The 18515-nt window shown below is 65.3% G+C and carries 17 protein-coding genes and 1 pseudogene; 4 read left to right on the forward strand and 14 right to left on the reverse strand.

The window, feature by feature from the left end:
• Positions 1 to 34: 34 nt before the first annotated feature.
• Entirely contained in the window at positions 35 to 367 is a 333-nt protein-coding gene (locus tag SR882_RS04715) for a ribulose bisphosphate carboxylase small subunit (RefSeq protein ID WP_322522185.1), read from the reverse strand.
• 43 nt (positions 368 to 410) lie between these two features.
• Positions 411 to 1832: a form I ribulose bisphosphate carboxylase large subunit gene (locus SR882_RS04720; RefSeq protein WP_322522186.1), complete on the reverse strand. Its 1422-nt coding sequence runs from the start codon at positions 1830 to 1832 to the stop codon at positions 411 to 413.
• Positions 1833 to 1987: 155 nt separating this feature from the next.
• Here SR882_RS04720 and SR882_RS04725 point away from each other — a divergent pair, with 155 nt between their 5' ends.
• On the forward strand, positions 1988 to 2905 hold the full coding sequence (locus tag SR882_RS04725; RefSeq protein ID WP_322522187.1) for a LysR family transcriptional regulator: 918 nt from the start codon (positions 1988 to 1990) through the stop codon (positions 2903 to 2905).
• 2 nt (positions 2906 to 2907) lie between these two features.
• Here SR882_RS04725 and SR882_RS04730 read toward each other — a convergent pair whose 3' ends face one another.
• The 4 genes from SR882_RS04730 to lgt all read right to left on the reverse strand — a co-directional run bounded on the left by SR882_RS04730 (position 2908) and on the right by lgt (position 5708).
• Entirely contained in the window at positions 2908 to 3366 is a 459-nt protein-coding gene (locus tag SR882_RS04730) for a hypothetical protein (RefSeq protein WP_322522188.1), read from the reverse strand.
• 115 nt (positions 3367 to 3481) lie between these two features.
• Positions 3482 to 3985 carry a type 3 dihydrofolate reductase gene (gene folA, locus SR882_RS04735; protein ID WP_322522189.1) on the reverse strand — a complete coding sequence of 168 codons (504 nt, stop codon included), beginning with the start codon at positions 3983 to 3985 and terminating at the stop codon, positions 3482 to 3484.
• Positions 3986 to 4095: 110 nt separating this feature from the next.
• Positions 4096 to 4890, reverse strand: coding sequence for a thymidylate synthase (locus SR882_RS04740; RefSeq protein WP_322522190.1), 795 nt, complete (start codon positions 4888 to 4890; stop codon positions 4096 to 4098).
• Complete coding sequence (lgt, locus tag SR882_RS04745) at positions 4887 to 5708, reverse strand: prolipoprotein diacylglyceryl transferase (RefSeq protein ID WP_322522191.1); 822 nt, start codon at positions 5706 to 5708, stop codon at positions 4887 to 4889. Before lgt ends, SR882_RS04740 begins: the two co-directional genes overlap by 4 nt.
• A gap of 86 nt (positions 5709 to 5794) precedes the next feature.
• Between lgt and SR882_RS04750 the strand changes: the two genes are divergently transcribed.
• Both SR882_RS04750 and SR882_RS04755 read left to right on the forward strand, forming a co-directional pair.
• On the forward strand, positions 5795 to 7846 hold the full coding sequence (locus tag SR882_RS04750; RefSeq protein ID WP_322522192.1) for a thioredoxin domain-containing protein: 2052 nt from the start codon (positions 5795 to 5797) through the stop codon (positions 7844 to 7846).
• 126 nt (positions 7847 to 7972) lie between these two features.
• A complete protein-coding gene (locus SR882_RS04755) occupies positions 7973 to 8770 on the forward strand; it encodes a GNAT family N-acetyltransferase (RefSeq protein ID WP_322522193.1) in 798 nt (265 codons plus the stop codon).
• Positions 8771 to 9074: 304 nt separating this feature from the next.
• Here the strand turns inward: SR882_RS04755 and SR882_RS04760 are convergent.
• The 6 genes and pseudogenes from SR882_RS04760 to rpmI all read right to left on the reverse strand — a co-directional run.
• Positions 9075 to 9339, reverse strand: a pseudogene (locus SR882_RS04760) (MerR family transcriptional regulator); the annotation flags it as partial.
• Positions 9317 to 9619: an integration host factor subunit alpha gene (locus SR882_RS04765; protein ID WP_125198477.1), complete on the reverse strand. Its 303-nt coding sequence runs from the start codon at positions 9617 to 9619 to the stop codon at positions 9317 to 9319. The pseudogene SR882_RS04760 and the gene SR882_RS04765, both read right to left, overlap by 23 nt.
• A 23-nt stretch (positions 9620 to 9642) precedes the next feature.
• Positions 9643 to 12018: a phenylalanine--tRNA ligase subunit beta gene (gene pheT, locus SR882_RS04770; protein ID WP_322522194.1), complete on the reverse strand. Its 2376-nt coding sequence runs from the start codon at positions 12016 to 12018 to the stop codon at positions 9643 to 9645.
• Positions 12019 to 12122: 104 nt separating this feature from the next.
• Complete coding sequence (pheS, locus tag SR882_RS04775; protein ID WP_407653350.1) at positions 12123 to 13145, reverse strand: phenylalanine--tRNA ligase subunit alpha; 1023 nt, start codon at positions 13143 to 13145, stop codon at positions 12123 to 12125.
• 193 nt (positions 13146 to 13338) lie between these two features.
• A complete protein-coding gene (rplT, locus tag SR882_RS04780) occupies positions 13339 to 13698 on the reverse strand; it encodes a 50S ribosomal protein L20 (protein ID WP_125198479.1) in 360 nt (119 codons plus the stop codon).
• A gap of 11 nt (positions 13699 to 13709) precedes the next feature.
• Entirely contained in the window at positions 13710 to 13910 is a 201-nt protein-coding gene (gene rpmI / locus SR882_RS04785; protein WP_125198480.1) for a 50S ribosomal protein L35, read from the reverse strand.
• A gap of 364 nt (positions 13911 to 14274) precedes the next feature.
• Between rpmI and SR882_RS04790 the strand changes: the two genes are divergently transcribed.
• Positions 14275 to 15432 (forward strand): histone deacetylase family protein, encoded by a 1158-nt coding sequence (locus SR882_RS04790; protein WP_322522195.1) that lies wholly within the window; start codon positions 14275 to 14277, stop codon positions 15430 to 15432.
• A gap of 106 nt (positions 15433 to 15538) precedes the next feature.
• Here SR882_RS04790 and infC read toward each other — a convergent pair whose 3' ends face one another.
• Positions 15539 to 16102: a translation initiation factor IF-3 gene (gene infC / locus SR882_RS04795; RefSeq protein WP_456152242.1), complete on the reverse strand. Its 564-nt coding sequence runs from the start codon at positions 16100 to 16102 to the stop codon at positions 15539 to 15541.
• 399 nt (positions 16103 to 16501) lie between these two features.
• Entirely contained in the window at positions 16502 to 18409 is a 1908-nt protein-coding gene (gene thrS / locus SR882_RS04800; protein WP_322522196.1) for a threonine--tRNA ligase, read from the reverse strand.
• Positions 18410 to 18515: the final 106 nt, after the last annotated feature.

An 18515-nucleotide genomic window follows, 5' to 3' on the forward strand; every position in this document is an offset into this window, starting at 1 on the left:
CTGCCTGCCCGAAGGCGGGCAGCCGCATCGCTTATCAGCCAGCGCGGTAAACCACGAAGGCCAGACCCTGGCTCTGGGTGAAGTTGTCATACGCAACCAGGCGAACGTGGTGGCCCGGGTACTTGCGATGGCACTCTTCGATCTCGGCCAGCACGTTCTCGACGTTGTCTTCACCGAAGAACGGCAGCTTCCACATGTACCAGTAGTGGTTCATCATGTTTTCCGGCTCGACGTGCTCGACGCTCGGGGCCCAGCCCTGGGCGAGTGCGTACTCGATCTGAGTGCGGATCTGGTCCGGGGTCATCGGCGGCAGGTAGGAGAAAGTCTCGAACTTGACCGTCGTCTTGTAGTCCTGCATTTGGTTCATGGTTTCTTACCTATGAGTCAGATTCTGGTTAAGAAGGCCTGGATTAGCGGTTCTGGTTGTCGAGCTTGTCGACGGTATCGAACTCGAACTTGATCTCTTTCCAGGTTTCCATGGCGATCTTCAGCTCAGGGCTGTGCTGTGCGGCCTGAGTCAGGATCTCCTTGCCTTCGCGCTCTACGTCACGACCCTGGTTGCGGGCCTCGACACAGGCTTCCAGAGCGACACGGTTGGCAGCGGCGCCAGCGGCGTTGCCCCACGGGTGACCCAAGGTGCCACCGCCGAACTGCAGGACGGAGTCGTCGCCAAAGATATTGACGAGTGCCGGCATGTGCCAGACGTGGATACCACCGGATGCGACGGCGAAGACGCCCGGCATGGAGCCCCAATCCTGATCGAAGAAGATGCCGCGCGAGCGGTCTTCCGGGATGAAGGATTCACGCAGCAGGTCGATCCAGCCGAGGGTGGAAGCGCGGTCGCCTTCCAGCTTGCCCACGACGGTACCGGTGTGCAGGTGGTCACCGCCGGACAGACGCAGGATCTTGGTCAGTACGCGGAAGTGGATGCCGTGAGTCGGGCTACGGTCGATTACTGCGTGCATCGCGCGGTGGATGTGCAGCAGGACGCCGTTTTCCTGACACCACTTGGCCAGACCGGTGTTCGCGGTGAAGCCGCCGGTGATGTAGTCGTGCATGATGATCGGTGCGCCAATCTCCTTGGCGAACTCGGCACGCTTGTACATCTCTTCCGGGGTCGGCGCGGTGACGTTCAGGTAGTGACCCTTGCGCTCGCCGGTCTGGTTCTCGGCCGTCTGGGTGGCTTCCTGGACGAACAGGAAACGGTCACGCCAGCGCATGAACGGCTGGGAGTTGATGTTCTCGTCGTCCTTGGTGAAGTCGAGACCACCACGGAGGCACTCGTAGACTGCACGGCCGTAGTTCTTGGCCGACAGGCCCAGCTTCGGCTTGATGGTGCAGCCCAGCATCGGACGGCCGTACTTGGACAGCTTGTCGCGCTCGACCTGGATACCGTGCGGGGGACCACCACAAGTCTTGATGTAGGCGATCGGGAAGCGAACGTCTTCCAGGCGCAGGCCACGGATGGCCTTGAAGCCGAACACGTTGCCGACCAGCGAGGTGAACACGTTGACGACAGAGCCTTCCTCGAACAGGTCGATCGGGTACGCGATGAACGCGTAGAAGGCGGAGTCGTCACCGGGCACGTCCTCGATGCGGTACGCGCGACCCTTGTAGAAGTCCATGTCGGTCAGCAGGTCGGTCCACACCGTGGTCCAGGTACCGGTGGAGGACTCGGCTGCGACGGCAGCGGCTGCCTCTTCGCGATCGATACCCGGCTGCGGGGTGATCTTGAAGCACGCCAGCAGGTCGGTGTCGAGCGGCGTGTACTCCGGCATCCAATAGGTTTCGCGGTAATCTTTTACGCCCGCGCTGTAACTTTTATTCGCCATAGCGATCCTCCGGAAGGGTAAGGTTGGCATTGGGTTAGGGATCGACCTGGGGGAAGGCCCCTCTTTCGTCTCGGCCGATACTATACGTCCACCGACCATCAAAGCAATTCAAAATAAGTGATGTTCACCATAAAGAAAGCCTTATGGATTAGCCGATGATTCGATTCACATTGCACCAGCTCCGCGTCTTCAGCGCCGCGGCCGAGCTCCTCAACTACACCAAGGCAGCCGAGAAGCTGCATCTTACCCAACCCGCGGTGTCGATGCAGATTCGTCAACTGGAAGACAATGTCGACCTGCCACTGTTCGAGCAGACCGGTCGGCAACTGTACCTCACCGACGCCGGAAGGGAACTATACGGTTATGCCCAGCGCATCCTCGAGGTAATCACCGAGGCCGAGGAGGTGCTCGAGGGCATGAAGGGGGTGCACCGTGGCCACCTGCGGGTCAGCGTCGCGAGTACGGCCAACTACTTCGTCGCGCGCTTGCTGGCCGACTTTTCCAAGCGCTACCCGGGGGTCTCGATCAGCCTGGACGTGACCAACCGGCAGAGCCTGCTTCGGCAACTGGCACACAACGAGACCGACATCGTGATCATGGGCGAGCCACCCATCGATGCCGATCTGCATTCCGAGGCGTTTCTGGAAAACCCGCTGGTAGCGATCGCCGCCGCGGATCATCCCCTGGCGGGACGAAAGTCGATTGCACTCGAGGAGCTGGCGCAACACCGCTTCGTGCAGCGCGAATCTGCCTCGGGGACGCGGGCGGCGATCGAGCGGTTCTTCGAGGAACACGGCCTGGCGGTCAAGCCGGGGCTGGAAATGCGCTCGAACGAGGCGATCAAACAGGCGATCGAGGCCGGCCTGGGGGTGGGGATCGTCTCGCAACACACCCTGGAGCTGGAACTGGAGACCGGCCGGCTGGTGATCCTGGACGTCGACGGCCTGCCGATCATCCGGCACTGGTACATGGTCCAGCGCCGGGGCAAGCGAGACACCCCCGTGATGCGCAGCTTCCACGATCACGTGCTCGAGCAGGCCGAGCGGCAGGTGCGTCTTCCAAAGACGAAGTGATCTCAGCGTTGCTGGCGCTCTTCCTCGCGCACCAAAGGTGCCCAAAACTCGCGCAGCGCGCCGATCGGCACCGGCTCGCGTGCATTAAGAAACGGCTCGGCGGTGGTGGCCAGCACGGGGTGGCGCTCGGTCATCTGCTGCATCCAGTGGATGTCGCGGTAGGAGAGGTAGTCGCGGCTGAAATGCGCCGGCAGGGCAACCCACTTGGCGATGGTTGCTGCCGGCGCGAGTGCCAGCCAGACGGCCATGGCGATCAGTGGCACGCCCACCCAGGGGTGCCCGTATTGCGCCGTGTCCGCCAGCAGGGACCATTGCAGCATGAAGAATGCGCCGGTCAGGGCGATCACGCTGGCATAGATCCAGCGATGGTTGAGAGCAATGTCGTAGACGTCGACCAGGCGGGCAATCAGCTCCGGCTGGTAGTCGAATTCGTCGCGCAGATCGAGTGACGGCTGGGTCATCACGGACTCCGGGTTGCATGTTCCGGCGGGGTGGGCATTCGCCACCCCGCAGAATTCGGGAATCCCTTCACCGGATGATAGTTGATGTTGTGGGTCGGGTCAGACTGCCCGAGGTTCAGCTCGGGACGCGGTCGAACACCAGGTACTGGTAGGCGTAGGGGTTCTTCTCGTCCGGCTCGTGGCGCGTGGCCTCGGTCAGTTCCCACTCGTCGGGGACGTACACCGGGAAATGGGCATCACCGGCGACCTCCACTTCCACCAGCGTCAGGTACATGCGGTCGGCACGAGGCAGGTACTGGTAATAGATGTTCGCCCCGCCCATCACCATCGCCTCCTCGCTCTCGTCGAGGTGCGCCTCGGCCTCGGCCAGGGCGGCATTGAGCGAATGCACCACGATCACGCCCTCGGCGGTAAAGCCTTCGTCGCGGGTGACCACGATGTTGGTCCGTCCGGGAAGCGGCTTGCCGATCGACTCAAAGGTCTTGCGGCCCATGATCAGGGGCTTGCCCATGGTCAGCTGCTTGAAATGCTTGAGATCGGCCGGCAGCCGCCAGGGGAGCTGGTTGTTGCGACCGATGACCTGGTTGCGGGCCATCGCGGCGATGAGACTGACGCGCATGGGGATTCCTGCCTAGCGGCATGATGATTGGCAATGGGTTAACCGATCAGTCTAGCCCAACCGTTTGGATCGGTCACCTGATTTTGCCTGCCTCGGCCAGCGCATTCGAGCTAGACCGCTACCTTGGCCTTGATGTGCGGGTGGGGATCGTAGTCGACCAGCTCGAAGTCCTCGAAGACGAAGTCGTCGATCGTGCGCCGTTCCGGGTTGATGCGCATCGTCGGCAGCGGGCGTGGCTCGCGACCGAGTTGCTCGCGCGCCTGCTCAAGATGATTGTGATAAAGATGCGCGTCGCCGAGCGTGTGGACGAACTCGCCCGGCTCGAGATCGCAGACCTGCGCGATCATCATGGTCAGCAGGGCGTAGCTGGCGATATTGAACGGCACGCCCAGGAAGATATCGGCGCTGCGCTGGTAGAGCTGGCAGGAAAGCTTGCCGTTGGCGACGTAGAACTGGAACAGCAGGTGGCAGGGCGGCAGGGCCATTTCGGGCACGTCGGCCGGGTTCCAGGCGGTGACGATCAAGCGTCGCGATTCGGGGTTGGCCTTGATCTGCTCGATCACGCCGCCGAGCTGGTCGATGGTGCCGCCGTCGCGGTCGGGCCAGGAGCGCCACTGCGCGCCGTAGACCGGGCCGAGGTCACCGTTCTCGTCGGCCCACTCGTTCCAGATGCGCACCCCGTTGTCCTGCAGGTAGCGCACATTGGTGTCGCCACTGACGAACCACAGCAGTTCGTGGATGATCGAGCGCAGGTGCAGCTTCTTGGTGGTCAGGGCCGGGAAGCCCTCGCCGAGGTCGAAGCGCATCTGGTAGCCGAAGACGCTGCGCGTGCCGGTGCCGGTGCGGTCGTCACGGTCGACGCCGTGATCGAGGACGTGCTGCATCAGGTCGAGATAGGCCTTCATTCGGACGTGCTTCCAGCTTGGAGGTTAGCGGGGCGGTCCATGATAGCGCGCCGATAGGCCCAGATCAGCAGGGCGATACCGGCCAGGATCATGGGGGCGGACAGGACGTGACCCATGGTCACCCAGCCACCGGCGAGATAGCCGATGTGGGCATCCGGCTCGCGCACGAACTCCACTGCGAAGCGGAACGTGCCGTAACCGGCGAGGAACAGCCCGGAGACGGCCATGCGCGGGCGGGGTTTCATCGAGAACACCCACAGCAGGATGAACAGCACCAGCCCTTCCAGGGCCGCCTCATAGAGCATGGAGGGATGGCGCGGCTCGGGGCCGCCACCGGGGAATACCATGCCCCAGGGCAGGGTGGTGGGGCTGCCCCAGAGCTCGGCGTTGATGAAATTGCCGATCCGGCCAAAGAACAGGCCAATGGGCACCAGCGGGGCGATGAAATCGGTGACCGTGAAGAACGCCAGTCCTTGCCGCCGGGCGTACAGGGCCATGGCCACCAGCACGCCCAGCAGCCCGCCATGGAAGCTCATGCCGCCGTCCCAGATCGCGAACAGGCTCAGTGGCGAGTCGATCAGCATGCCCGGCTGGTAGAACAGCATGTAGCCGACCCGCCCGCCGAGAATCACGCCCAGCGCTGAGTAGAAGAGCAGGTCGTCGACCTGCACGGCGTTGATGGGCCAGTCGGGGCGGCGGGCGCGCAGGCGGGCCAGGGCCCAGGCACCGGCAAAGCCGAACAGGTACATCAGCCCGTACCAGTGAATGGCCAGCGGGCCGATCTGCAGGGCAATGGGGTCGATGGCGGGGTAGTCCATTTAGGGAGCCGGTGGCCTGTTTGTGAAACAGCACGGAGTCTACCAGTATCCAGGGGCAACCGAATCAAGAGCCAGGGGCGCCAACCATGACCAACCCACGTCTGCTCGAATCGACCAGTCCCTACCTGCAGGCCCATGCCGACAACCCGGTCGAGTGGTATGCCTGGACTGACGAGGCACTGAGCCGCGCCCGTGACGAGGATCGTCCGATCCTGCTGTCGATCGGCTACGCCGCCTGCCACTGGTGCCACGTGATGGCGCGCGAGAGCTTCTCCAATCCGGAGATCGCGGCGGTGATGAATCGGCATTTCATCAACATCAAGGTCGATCGTGAGGAACGCCCCGATCTCGACAAGACCTACCAGACCGCGCACGCGCTGTTGAACCAGCGTGGCGGCGGCTGGCCGCTGACCGCCTTTCTCAACCCCGACGATCTGACGCCCTTCTTTATCGGCACCTACTTCCCCGCCGAACCGCGCTTTGGCCTGCCCGGCTTTGCCGACCTGCTCGAGCGGGTCCACAGCGCCTACCGGGAGAAACGCGACCAGACGCGCGAGCAGGGACTGGCGGTTCACCGGGCACTGAACGCAACGCCGCCGGGGAGCAACGAGTTGCCGGGGGTGTCGGTGGCCGATGCCGCCCGGGCTCGCCTGGAGGAGTCGATGGACGACCGGCACGGTGGACTGGGTGGCGCGCCGAAATTCCCGCAGCTGCCGATGCTCGACTTTCTGCTCGACGAAGCGGCCGCCCGCGGCACCGACGGGGGAGGGGCACTGGATCACGCAGTGGCGGCGCTGCTGGACGGGGGCTTGTTCGACCATCTCGACGGCGGCATCTTTCGTTACTGCGTCGACGCCGACTGGACCATCCCGCACTTCGAGAAGATGCTGGTCGATAACGCCCAGTTGCCGGACACCCTGTCGCGGTTCGCCGTGCTGGGGGACGGGTCGGATACCCGCCGGGCCGTGATCGAATCCTTGCTCGAGCGGGGTATCGACCACTTCCTCGAGCGCATGCGGCTGGCCGATGGCACGTTTGCGGCGAGCCTGGATGCCGATACCCCGGGCGATACCTCGGGCGACACTGGGGGCGAGGAGGGTGCCACCTACCTGTGGACGCCCGACGAGGCGCGTGAGGTGCTGGAGACGGCAGGGCTCGATGCCTCCGCCATCGAATCGTTCCTGGGCGAGTACGGGCTGGACCGCCCGGCCAACTTCGAGGGCAAGTGGCATCTGGCCTCGGCACGCCGCGCGCGGCGCATCGACGAGGTGCGACCGCTGATTGAGCCCATCCGGCGCGCCCTGCTGTCACATCGCGATACCCGCCCGCAGCCCAAGCGCGATGACAAGTCCCTGCTGGGCCTTAATGCCCTGCTGGCCACCGGGTTACTGCGAGCGGGCAATCGCCTCGGGCGAGACGACTGGACGAGCAAGGGGCTGGATCTGCTCGACCGGCTGGTGCCTGCCGATAGCGCCGTGGCCGACCTGCCCACCGGATACCTTGACGGACGTCCATCGGTGCCGGCCTTTCTTGACGACCTCGCCTTGCTGCTCGAGGCCCAGGCCGAGGCCTTCTTCCGTGTGCCCGACGCCGAGCGGCTGTCTCGCATCGAGGAGATCATCGGCACGATCACCGAGCGCTTCGCCGATGGGAGCGGGGCGTTTCGACTCAGTCATGCGGGCCACGGTGCGCCGGTGGCCGGACTGGTCGTGTTCACGGATGACGCCCAGCCGGCCGGCAATGCCGTGTTGGCCGATGCGCTCACCCGTCTGGGGTACTCCCTGGGCCGGCCCGATTGGCTTGCCACCGCCGAGGACATCTTCAAGGCGGCCGCCGGCTCGATCGAGCGTGCGCCGCAGGTCCATACGCGACTGCTTGCCGCCCTGCGACGATTCCATCAGCCGGGCACGGTGGTCGTCATCAAGGCCCGAGAGATGACGGCCTGGCAGACGGCGATCGCCACGTTGCGCCGGCGGGGCATGACGGTGATCGCCACTGGCAGTGATGCCGTGCTGGCCGACAAGCCACTGCCCGAGGCGGGCCCCGGACTGGCGCCCGGACTGGCGTATATCTGCCGCGGCACGGCCTGTCTGCCCCCGGAGTCGGAGCCCGATCGGCTGTTGGCGCAGTTCGATTAAGGAACCTCTGCTTGCAGAGGTTCCCTACTTGTCATCCGGTCATCGGATCGACATCGACGTGTCACGACCCTGCCAACTCGTCTCGCCACCCTGCGAGCAGGTATCAACCGCCAGGGGAGACGATCCATGCAGCGAGACGAGCCAAGCCGGCGGGGCCGGCTGAACGAATCGGGTGGACTGAGTGTGGCCTTTGCCACCACCAGCACCGAGCGAGAGGCCTGCTACCGACTGCGTTACCGGGTGTTCGTCGAAGAGATGGGCGCGCAGGTTCCGCCGGGACACGGCGGGCTCGAGCGAGATGGTTTCGACCCGCACTGTCATCACTTGATGGTGCGGGACAGCCGAGGGGCACTGGTTGCGTGCACGCGCGTGCTGACCGACACCCAGGCCTGCCTGACCGGCGGGTTCTATTCCGAGCAGGAATTCGATCTTGCCGGGGTTCGCCGACTGCCCGGTCGGGTGATGGAGATCGGTCGGACCTGCGTGCATCCCGACTGGCGCCGCGGCGGCACGATCGCCGCCCTTTGGGCGGGCCTCGCCCGGTTCATGGCGGACAACCGCTTCGGCTACCTGATCGGCTGCGCCTCGATCCCGATGGACGATGGCGGTGCCACGGCCCGGGCAATTGCCGACAGGCTGCTCGCTTGCCACCTGGCCCCCGTCGAACGGCGGGTGCGGCCCCGTCGTCCGTTGCCGGCTGTGGATGGGGCGATCAGCGTCTCATCGACGCGCCTGCCCCCATTGTTGAAGGCCTACATGCGCTTGGGGGCGACGATCGGAGGTGAGCCGTGCTGGGACCCGGCGTTCGGCTGTGCCGACCTGTTCATCCTGCTGGAGAGTGCGGACCTGCAGGCCCGCTACCTGCGCCACTTCGTCGAACGCCGCCGGGAGGCCGAGCCGCGCCGGGCCCATATCGCGGCCTGAGGGGCAGAGGTTCCCTAGTCGTCGTCGGGACGGGTCTCGGCGCAGTAGGGGGCGAGCTCGTCGGCCAGGGCCTCGAGGCCGAGTCGGATCTCGCGCAGGTCGAGCTGCCGGCCGCTGGGAAGGGGGGCTTCGGGGGGCGTTGTGACGGGCGTGGTTTCGTTGTCTGGCCTGGCTTCCCCTTGCCTGGTTTCCCCCTGGGGGTCGAGTGCCAGCAGGTTGCCGCCGCTCTGGCTGATGCGCTCGCGCATCTCGCGCACTGCCTCGAGCGCGCTGGAGGACTCGCGCGAGGAGGCCTTGGGCAGGGCGGCGAGTTGCTGGCGGGCGCCGGCGATGGTGAAGCCCTGATCGTAGAGCAGGGTGCGGATCAGGCGGATCAGCTCGATGTCGTGGCGTTGGTAGTAGCGGCGGTTGCCGCGGCGCTTGATCGGCTTGAGCGGTTCGAATTCCTGCTCCCAGTAACGCAGCACGTGCGACTTGACGTCACACAGCTGGCCGACTTCCCCGATGGTGAAATACCGCTTGCTGGGGATCGGCGGGAAGGTGAATTCAGTCTTGCTCTGGGCCGTCATAGGCTTCCACCAGCGACTTGAGTTTCTGGCCGGCGCGGAAGGTCACCACCCGGCGGGCGGTGACGGGAATCATCTCCCCGGTGCGCGGGTTGCGCCCGGGGCGTTCGTTCTTGTCCCGCAACTGGAAATTGCCGAAACCGGAGAGCTTGATGTCCTCGCCCGATTCCAGCACCTGCCGCATCTCCTCGAAGAAGAGATCGACGAAGTCCTTCGCCTCGCGCTTGTTGAGGCCAAGTTCGTTGTGCAGCGTTTCTACCAGATCCGCTTTCGTAAGAGCCATGTAAATCGGTTCCCGGGTTCAAGTCAACCGCGCAGCTCGACATCGTGCTGGCGGAGGTTCTCGAGTATGTGATTGATTGTATCGGTAATTTCGTCGTCGGTGAGGGTGCGCTCGTCATTCTGGAACACCAGCTTCACCGCCAGCGACTGGTGGCCCTCGGCCACCCCCTCGCCCACGTAGCGGTCGAAGGGCTCGACATCGCGCAGGAAGTCGCCCCCGGCGGCATGGATGGTGGCCGCCAGTTCACTGAAGCCCAGCGTGGTCGGGGTGACCAGTGCCAGATCGCGGCGGATGCGCGGGAACTTCGATAGCGGCGCACTCTGTGGCAACGGCCGGGCGTCGATACCGGCGAGCGACAGGCGTGCCGCGAACACCGGCCCCTTAAGGTCGAAGGTCTTGAGTGTCTCCGGGTGCAGGGCGCCGATTTCGCCCACCGCCTCGCCGTCGATCAGCACCTCGGCGGACTGGCCGGGGTGCAGCGCCGGGTGCTCGCAGCCACGGAAGGCGAGCGCCTCGCCCAGGCCGAGTCCCTCGAGCAGATCCTCGAGATCGCCCTTGAGGTCGTAGAAGTCGACCGGACGGGTGGCCTGGCCCCATTGTTCGGGTGCGGCATGCCCGGCGGCAACGACGGCCAGCTCGCCGCTTTCGCGCGCGGCCCCCGCGGTCGAGCCGGCGAAGCGGTGGCCGGTCTCGAACAGGCGGATGGCCGGCTGCTGGCGCTTCTGGTTGTGGGCGACCGCCTCGAGCAGGCCCGGCCAGAGGCTCTGGCGCATCACCGCCATCTGCGAGGCGATCGGGTTGGCCAGCTCGATCGGGCTGCTGTCTGGGGTGATCACGGCATCGAGCTCGCGGTCGACGAAGCTGTAGGTGATCGCCTCGAAGTAGCCGCGGTCGGCCAGCAGATCGCCAATGCGCGTGGTGGTGTTGTCGGTGGCCGCCGGCAGGCCGATTTCCGGAGTCATGCGCGTGATCGGGGCACGGAAGTTGTCGTAACCGATCAGTCGCGCCAGCTCCTCGAGGAGATCCTCGGGGATGGCCAGATCGAAGCGGCGGGTCGGCGGCACCACGGTGAGCACGTCGGCCTCACGCGTGACCGCGCAGCCCAGCCGGGTGAGCAGATCGGCGGCGCGCTCGGTGGCCACCGGCAGGCCCAGGCGGCGCTCGGCCCAGTCCATGTCCAGCCGGATCGCCGCCGGGGCGGGCAGATCGCGCCCGCCGGCTGCCTCGACCACCGGGCCGGCCTTACCGCCGAGCAGCTCGGTGATCAACTGGGCGGCCCGATCGATCGCCTGGCGGGGTAGGCTCGGGTCGACGCCGCGCTCGAAGCGGAAAGCGGCATCGGTGGTCAGGCCGAAACGGCGTGCCCGGCCGGCGACCGCCTCGGGGGTGAAGTGGGCGGATTCCAGCACGATGCGCCGTGTCTCGCCGGAGACGCCGGATGGCTGGCTGCCGATAATGCCGGCCAGCGCGATCGGGTTGGTGGCATCGGCCACCACCAGGCAGTCGTCCTCGAGGGTCAACTCCTGCTCGTTGAGACCCACCATGGTCTCGCCGGCCTTGGCCCAGCGCACGCGGATGTCGCCGTCGAGCCGGTCGCCGTCGAAGGCGTGCATCGGCTGGCCGGTCTCGAGCATCACGTAGTTCAAGAGATCGACGATCGGCTCGACGGTCGAGACCCCGGCGCGGCGCAGGCGCTCGGCGATCAGCATGTCGGTGTCGCCGCGGGCCGGGATGTCCTCGATGACTTGCGTGAGGTAGACCGGGCAGGCATCCGCTGCCTCGATGGTCGCGTCACGGCGGGCATCAAGGCTGGCCTCGGGGGCGCGGGTCTCCGGCGCCTCGAGTTTGGCCTCGAACAGCGCGCTGCATTCCTGGGCCAGGCCGGCGATCGAGAGCACATCGCCGCGGTTGGGGGTGATGCCCAGCTCGATTACGGCGTCATCCAGGTCCAGCCACTCGCGCAGGTCCTTGCCCACCGGTGCATCGTCCGGTAGCTCCAGCAACCCGTCGCGGACGCTGGCCAAGCCAATCTCGTCGCCGCCGCAGAGCATGCCGTGCGACGGCTCGCCGCGCAGTTTGGCCTTTTTGATCTTCATGCCGTTCGGCAGGGTGGCGCCGCCCCGGGCCAGCGGGGCCTTGAGACCTTCGCGGACGTTGGGCGCGCCGCAGACGACCTGCCAGGTGGTCTCGCCGTCGAAGACCTCGGTGACGCGCAGCTTGTCGGCGTCCGGGTGCGGGCGGACGGTCTTGACCTCGCCGACGACGACATTGTCGAAGGCCGGGGCGGCGGGCTCGATGGCATCGACCTCGAGGCCGGCCATGGTCAGGCGGTGGGCCAGCTCCTCGGTGTCGACCTGCGGGTCAATCCAGGTTCTCAGCCAGTTCTCGGAAAAAAGCATCGGGTGTCAGGTCCTCGGGCCTTGGTCCGGTCGGCCGCCGCTATGGTGCGGCCGGGCATAAATCGGTTGGTCGGTCGGCCATGCCGGCTCGACGGGAATGGGGTTTACTGGAATTGGCGCAGAAAGCGCAGGTCGTTCTCGAAGAACGCACGCAAGTCGTCGACCCCGTAGCGCAGCATCGCCAGGCGCTCGACGCCCATGCCGATGGCGAAACCGCTCACCTCGGCCGGGTCCAGATCCACCGAGCGCAGCACGTTGGGATGGACCATGCCGGCGCCCAGCACCTCGATCCAGCCGGTCTTCTTGCACACGCGGCAGCCCTCGCCACCGCAGTGAACGCACTGGATGTCGACTTCCGCGGAGGGCTCGGTGAAGGGGAAGAACGACGGGCGCAGCCGGATCGGCAGGTCCTCGCGCTCGAACAGGGCGGCGAGGAAGGTCTCCAGCGTGGCGCGCAGGTCGGTAAAGCGGACGTTCTCGTCGAGGTAGAGCACCTCGATCTGGTGGAACATCGGCGAGTGCGTCATGTCCGAATCGCAGCGATAGACGCGGCCGGGGGCGATCACCTTCAGCGGCGGCTTCGATTCCTGCATGGCGCGGATCTGCACCGGCGAGGTGTGCGTGCGCAGCAGGTGATTGGCGTCGAAGTAGAAGGTGTCGTGCATCGCCCGGGCCGGGTGGCTCTCGGGGATGTTCAGGGCGGTGAAGTTGTGCCAGTCGTCCTCGATCTCCGGGCCTTCGGCGACGCGAAAGCCCATCGCCTGGAAGATGGCGGAGACGCGCTCGGTGATCTGGGTGACGGGATGCTTGGCGCCGGGCGGACGGCGACGGCCGGGCAGGGTGACGTCGATGGTCTCCGCGGCCAGCTTGGCCTGGAGTGCCTCGGCCTGCAGGGTCTCGCGACGGGCCTTGAGGGCGCCGATCACGCGATCCTTGACCGCGTTGATGGCCGCACCCTGCGTCTTGCGTTCCTCGGGGTCGAGCTGGCCGAGGATCTTCATCTGGGCCGTGATCGATCCCTTCTTGCCGGTGAATTCCACCCGCAGGGATTCGAGTGCGTCGAGACTGTCGGCCGCCTCGATGCGTGCCAGTGCGTCGGTCTCCAAGGTGTCCAGGGAGTTGCTCACCGCTTAAACGCTCCTTCCAGTTGCTTAGCCACCCTTCGCCGGATGCCGTGGGAACCGGCATCCGGCGAAGGGCGTTATTGTGGCGTAAAGCCCAATAAAATCAATGCCTTCAACGAAAAAAGGCGCCGTGAGGCGCCTTTCGGGAATCCGGGCGGACGACCGGCGGTCGTCCGTGATCCGTGATCGGTCCGGATCAGCCTGCCAGGGCAGCCTTCGCCTTTTCAGCGAGGGCGGCAAAGCCCGGCTTGTCGTGCACCGCGATGTCGGCGAGGACCTTGCGGTCGACCTCGACGTTGGCCTTGTTCAGGCCATCCATCATGCGGCTGTAGGACAGGCCGTTGTTGCGTGCCTCGGCGTTGATGCGGGTGATCCACAGGCCGCGGAACACGCGCTTCTTCGCGCGACGGTCACGATAGGCGTACTGACCGGCCTTGATGACCGCCTGCTTCGCAGAGCGGTAGGTGCGCGAACGGGCACCGTAGTAACCCTTCGCTTTGTTCAGGACTTTCTTGTGCTTGGCATGGGCGGTAACGCCACGCTTGACTCGTGCCATGGTCTATCTCCTCACTTCTTGCCGTAGGGCATCATGCGCTCGACGAGCTGGACATCGGCCTCGTGAACGTAGGCCGGCGAACCGAGCTGACGCTTCCGCTTCGACGATTTCTTCGTGAGGATGTGACGCAGGTGCGACTGACGACGCTTGACGCCGCCCGCGGTAATCTTGAACCGCTTGGCGGCCCCGCGATTAGTCTTGATCTTGGGCATGATCAACTCCAGTTCAGGTTTGTTTTTGGATATCCGGCCACGTCGGAGTGTTTAACGTGCGCGGACGATTTCACCGTTGCCTGCCCTCGAGGGTTCCCGGGGCGGCGAAACGGCGCATGAGAATACCGGAGAGCTGCCGTGATCGCAATCCTTCCATCAAAACCACCCGGTTTGCCGTGGCCCCGTCAGAGCGGGCGGGCGATGCCGCGACGGCGCACCGGTCACCCCGGTGGGCGTTAAACCGAGGGCAAAGGGCTATGCTTGACTGCCAACTTGGTTGGGGTTGTGCAGCACCTTGGGGTGTTCCGGCTTGGTGCCGAGCGACCGGGGTGGCACAAAGCCATCTTCTTGCGGAGTGGTTGCGATGAAGAAGGCCGTGCTGATCTTTTACGACGCGCGCATGCTTGGTCACGAGCCGTCTGGCTGGGACACCCAGCACCCGGAATGGAGCGATGCCGTCAAGGCGATGATCGCCCATCAGTATCCCGAAGCCAGCCTGGAGACTTACGCCTACCCGGAGCGTCCGGAGCGGTTGACGGCGATTGTCGAACGGCTGAAGGCCGAACCCGTCGACGGCCAAGGCTGGCGGGTCCCGATGCCGGTGACGCATGCTCAGCTCCAGCGAGTCCACTCGGTCGAGTATTTGGCCTATATCGAATCGCTGGTCGGTGCCTCGGGCTGGCTGGCACAGGACACGACGGCGGTTTCCCCCGAAAGTGTGGTCGCGGCGAGGCTGGCTGCCGGCGCCGGCATCAGCGCCATCGAGGCAATTGCCAGCGGGGAAGGGCGCCACACCTTCTGTATCGTGCGCCCGCCGGGTCACCACGCCTCGACCGACGATGCGAGAGGCTTCTGCCTATACAACAACATCGCCGTGGCCGCCATGCATGCGCGGGAGGTACTAGGCTTTCGGCGCGTGATGATTTGGGACTGGGACATGCACCACGGCAACGGCACCCAGGACATCTTCTACGACCGGCCCGACGTGCTGGTGGTCGACAGCCACTGCGAGGCCCCGTTCTATCCCGGAACCGGCAAGCTGACTGAAACCGGCACCGGGGCCGGGGTGGGCTACCACCTCAACGTGCCCTTTCCCCGGGGAAGCGGCAACGCGGCGCTGCTCGATGTGCTCGAGCAGGTGGTGCGCCCCGCGGCCCGGGCGTTCCGGCCCGAACTCATCCTGATTTCCGCCGGGTTTGACTGCCACTATCTGGATCAGACCTGCGCCATGGACGAAACCGGGTTTGCGGCGCTGACGCAGCACATGTGCGCCCTGGCACAGGAGGTTTGCGACGATCGGCTGGTGGTGATGCTTGAGGGCGGCTACAACGCCCAGGCGCTGTCGGATAGCGCGCATGCCACCGTCCGGGCGCTTGCCGGCGAGACGATTACGGATATCAATGTGCTGCCGGTGGACGAGGGCCGTGCCGCGGTGGCCGAGGCGGCGCGCTTCCATGCCGATACCATTGCCGCGCTTGGGCGGCCATCGGCGCCGCCGGACCGGACCAGCGGTTCACGATAGGAAAGGCCGGGTGAGGTTCCCAGGATCCAGGCCCGTCGATCGTCTCGGACAAACGAAAAACCCGCCGAAGAGGCGGGTTTTGGGAATCACACCGAACGATTGTCGTTCAGGTCTTGGTCGGGCGTGGTGCCATCACCATGGTGGCCTGTCGGCCTTCCATGCGAGGCTTTTGCTCGACGGTGGCCAGGTTCGACAGGTCTTCCTCGATGCGAGAAAGCAATTCGGCACCCAGGTCCCGGTGGGCCATCTCTCGACCGCGGAAGCGCAGGGTGATCTTCACCTTGTCGCCGGCCTCGAGGAAGCGAGTCGCATTACGCAGCTTGACCTGGTAGTCGTGATCTTCCGTGCCGGGACGGAATTTCACCTCCTTGATCTCGATATGCTTCTGCTTCTTCTTGGCCTCGGCCGCCTTCTTGCTCTGCTGATACTTGAACTTGCCGAAGTCCATGATCTTGCAGACAGGCGGCTTGGCTGTAGGCGAGACCTCGACCAGGTCCATCCCGGCCGTGACGGCGCGTTCCCTTGCCTCGTCGGTGTCGACAACACCCACCTGCTCGCCGTTTTCGTCGACGAGCCGGACTTCCCGGATGGTGATCTGGTCGTTGATCCGTGGGTCGTCGCTTTTGGCTGGACCCTTTCCGCGTTGTTGAGCGATGTTCGTACCCTCCAATCAGGTTTGGACGAGAATAGTAACCCAGAGCGACCGGCTCCGGGAGAATTGGCGAAAAATTAGCATATAAGGGAAGGTCTGCACGAATCCGATGCCACTCTGGCCTGGCGAGTCGTTCGTGATCAAGGCGCGATGTCGCCGGCGTGCCGGCGGCACGTCAAGACATCGCAACGCGGAGCACGGGCGACTCGCCAGGCCCCGCCGGGCGCCCCTTGAGCCGGGCATCTGCTGCGTTGTCGTCCTTGGAAAGGGAACCACCCTTCCGCGGCGGACGAACGCCTTGCATCTGCCCGGCTCAAGGCGCGCAGAGTGGTATCGGATTCGTGCAGACCTTCCCGAGCCGCGGTGGTTGCCAACCGCGGCTGGTTGTCCCGTGCCTGTGCCTGGTCTTAGCGATTCTTAGCGATGCTCGGCGATCTCGCCCTTGAGGCGTTCGATCAACTCGTCGACCTTGACCGAGCCAAGATCCTCGCCCGAACGGGTGCGCACGGAAACCGAATCGGCATCGATCTCGCGGTCGCCCGCGACCAGCAGGTAGGGCACGCGCTCGAGGGTGTGCTCGCGGATCTTGAAGCCGACCTTCTCGTTGCGCAGGTCGGCCTCTGCCCGCAGGCCGGCCGCCTTGAGGCGTTCGGCGACCGCATCGACGTATTCGGCGTGCTTGTCGGTGATGCCCATGGTCACGGCCTGGGTCGGGGCGAGCCACAGCGGCATCTGGCCGGCGTGGTGCTCGATCAGGATGCCGATGAAGCGTTCCATCGAGCCGACGATCGCGCGGTGCAGCATGACCGGGTGCTTGCGCTCGCTGTGCTCGTCGACGTAGGTCGCGCCCAGGCGCTCGGGCATCATGAAGTCCACCTGGATGGTGCCCAACTGCCAGGTCCGGCCGATGGCATCCGACAGGTGATATTCGATCTTCGGCCCATAGAAGGCACCTTCGCCCGGCAGTTCTTCCCATGCGACGTTCGCCGCACGTAACGCGCTGCGCAGGGCTTCTTCGGCCTCGTCCCAGACCTCGTCCGCGCCCATGCGCTTGTCCGGGCGGGTGGCGATCTTCACCTGCACATCCGAGAAGCCGAAGGTCTCGTAGACCTCGAGCGCTTGGCCGTGGAAGGCGCGCACCTCGGGCTCGATCTGCTTTTCGGTGCAGAAGATGTGGCCGTCGTCCTGGGTAAACCCGCGCACGCGCAGGATGCCGTGCAGTGCGCCCGAGGGCTCGTTGCGGTGGCAGGAGCCGAACTCGCCGTAGCGGATCGGCAGGTCACGGTAGGAATGCAGGCCGTGGTTGAACACCTGGACGTGGCCCGGGCAGTTCATCGGCTTGACCGCGTAGGTGCGCTTCTCCGACTCGGTGAAGAACATGTTCTCCTGGTAGTTGTCCCAGTGGCCGGACTTCTTCCACAGGGACACGTCCAGGATCTGCGGGCACTTGATCTCCGCGTAGCCCGAGCGCTTGTAAACATCGCGCATGTAGGACTCGATCACCTGCCAGATCGCCCAGCCGCGCGGGTGCCAGAACACCAGGCCCGGCGCCTCGTCCTGGAAATGGAACAGGTCGAGCTGCTTGCCCAGGCGACGGTGGTCGCGCTTCTCGGCTTCCTCGCGCTGCTTGAGGTAGCGCTTGAGTTCCTTGTCGGAGGCGAAGGCGGTGCCGTAGACGCGGGTAAGCATCTCGTTGTCGGAATCCCCACGCCAGTAGGCGCCGGCCACCTTCAGGAGCTTGAAGGCCTTGAGCTTGTTGGTGTGCGGCACGTGCGGGCCGCGGCAGAGATCGGTGAAGTCGCCCTGGGTGTAGATGGAGAGCTCCTGCTCACCCGGGATGTCCTTGATGATCTCGACCTTGTAGTCCTCGCCCAGGTCCTTGAAGAAACGCACCGCATCGTCGCGTTCCATCACGCGGCGTTCGAGCTCGTCGCCCTCGGTGGCCAGCTCGCGCATGCGGGTCTCGATCTTCTCCAGGTCCTCGTCGTTGAAGGGCCGGTCGAAGGCGAAGTCGTAGTAGAAGCCCTGGTCGATGACCGGGCCGATGGTGACCTGCGCTTCCGGGTAGAGCTGCTTGACCGCCTGGGCCATCAGGTGCGCGGTGGAGTGGCGGATGATCTCGACGCCCTCCTGGTCCTTCGCCGTGACGATGGCGATGTCCGCGTCCTTCTCGACCGTGCGCGACAGATCGACCAGTGTGCCGTCGATCTTGCCGGCCACGGCGGCCTTGGCCAGGCCCGGTCCGATGTCGGATGCGATCTCGGCGAGTGAGACGGGGTGATCGAACGTGCGCTGACTGCCGTCGGGTAGCGTGATAGTCGGCATGTGCCCTCCTGAGCTGGGATGCCAGTGGCGGGCCCTACCAAAGCCCGCGTTTGCATCCGTGTGGGTCGAAGGGTGCGGACAGCCGGAACCGTCGTGGCGCACCCGC

Origin of the sequence: Guyparkeria halophila (assembly GCF_034479635.1) — a bacterium.
Taxonomy (GTDB): Bacteria; Pseudomonadota; Gammaproteobacteria; order Halothiobacillales; family Halothiobacillaceae; genus Guyparkeria; species Guyparkeria halophila.

Excerpts from the sequence above, each read along its gene's own strand:
- SR882_RS04740 (WP_322522190.1), bottom strand. The coding sequence starts at position 4,890 with ATGAAGGCCTATCTCGACCTGATGCAGCACGTCCTCGATCACGGCGTC.
- lgt (WP_322522191.1), bottom strand. The coding sequence starts at position 5,708 with ATGGACTACCCCGCCATCGACCCCATTGCCCTGCAGATCGGCCCGCTG.
- SR882_RS04715 (WP_322522185.1), bottom strand. The coding sequence starts at position 367 with ATGAACCAAATGCAGGACTACAAGACGACGGTCAAGTTCGAGACTTTC.
- SR882_RS04750 (WP_322522192.1), top strand. The coding sequence starts at position 5,795 with ATGACCAACCCACGTCTGCTCGAATCGACCAGTCCCTACCTGCAGGCC.
- SR882_RS04730 (WP_322522188.1), bottom strand. The coding sequence starts at position 3,366 with ATGACCCAGCCGTCACTCGATCTGCGCGACGAATTCGACTACCAGCCG.
- thrS (WP_322522196.1), bottom strand. The coding sequence starts at position 18,409 with ATGCCGACTATCACGCTACCCGACGGCAGTCAGCGCACGTTCGATCAC.
- SR882_RS04765 (WP_125198477.1), bottom strand. The coding sequence starts at position 9,619 with ATGGCTCTTACGAAAGCGGATCTGGTAGAAACGCTGCACAACGAACTT.
- rpmI (WP_125198480.1), bottom strand. The coding sequence starts at position 13,910 with ATGCCCAAGATCAAGACTAATCGCGGGGCCGCCAAGCGGTTCAAGATT.
- SR882_RS04790 (WP_322522195.1), top strand. The coding sequence starts at position 14,275 with ATGAAGAAGGCCGTGCTGATCTTTTACGACGCGCGCATGCTTGGTCAC.
- SR882_RS04755 (WP_322522193.1), top strand. The coding sequence starts at position 7,973 with ATGCAGCGAGACGAGCCAAGCCGGCGGGGCCGGCTGAACGAATCGGGT.
- SR882_RS04725 (WP_322522187.1), top strand. The coding sequence starts at position 1,988 with ATGATTCGATTCACATTGCACCAGCTCCGCGTCTTCAGCGCCGCGGCC.
- SR882_RS04720 (WP_322522186.1), bottom strand. The coding sequence starts at position 1,832 with ATGGCGAATAAAAGTTACAGCGCGGGCGTAAAAGATTACCGCGAAACC.
- folA (WP_322522189.1), bottom strand. The coding sequence starts at position 3,985 with ATGCGCGTCAGTCTCATCGCCGCGATGGCCCGCAACCAGGTCATCGGT.
- rplT (WP_125198479.1), bottom strand. The coding sequence starts at position 13,698 with ATGGCACGAGTCAAGCGTGGCGTTACCGCCCATGCCAAGCACAAGAAA.
- pheT (WP_322522194.1), bottom strand. The coding sequence starts at position 12,018 with ATGCTTTTTTCCGAGAACTGGCTGAGAACCTGGATTGACCCGCAGGTC.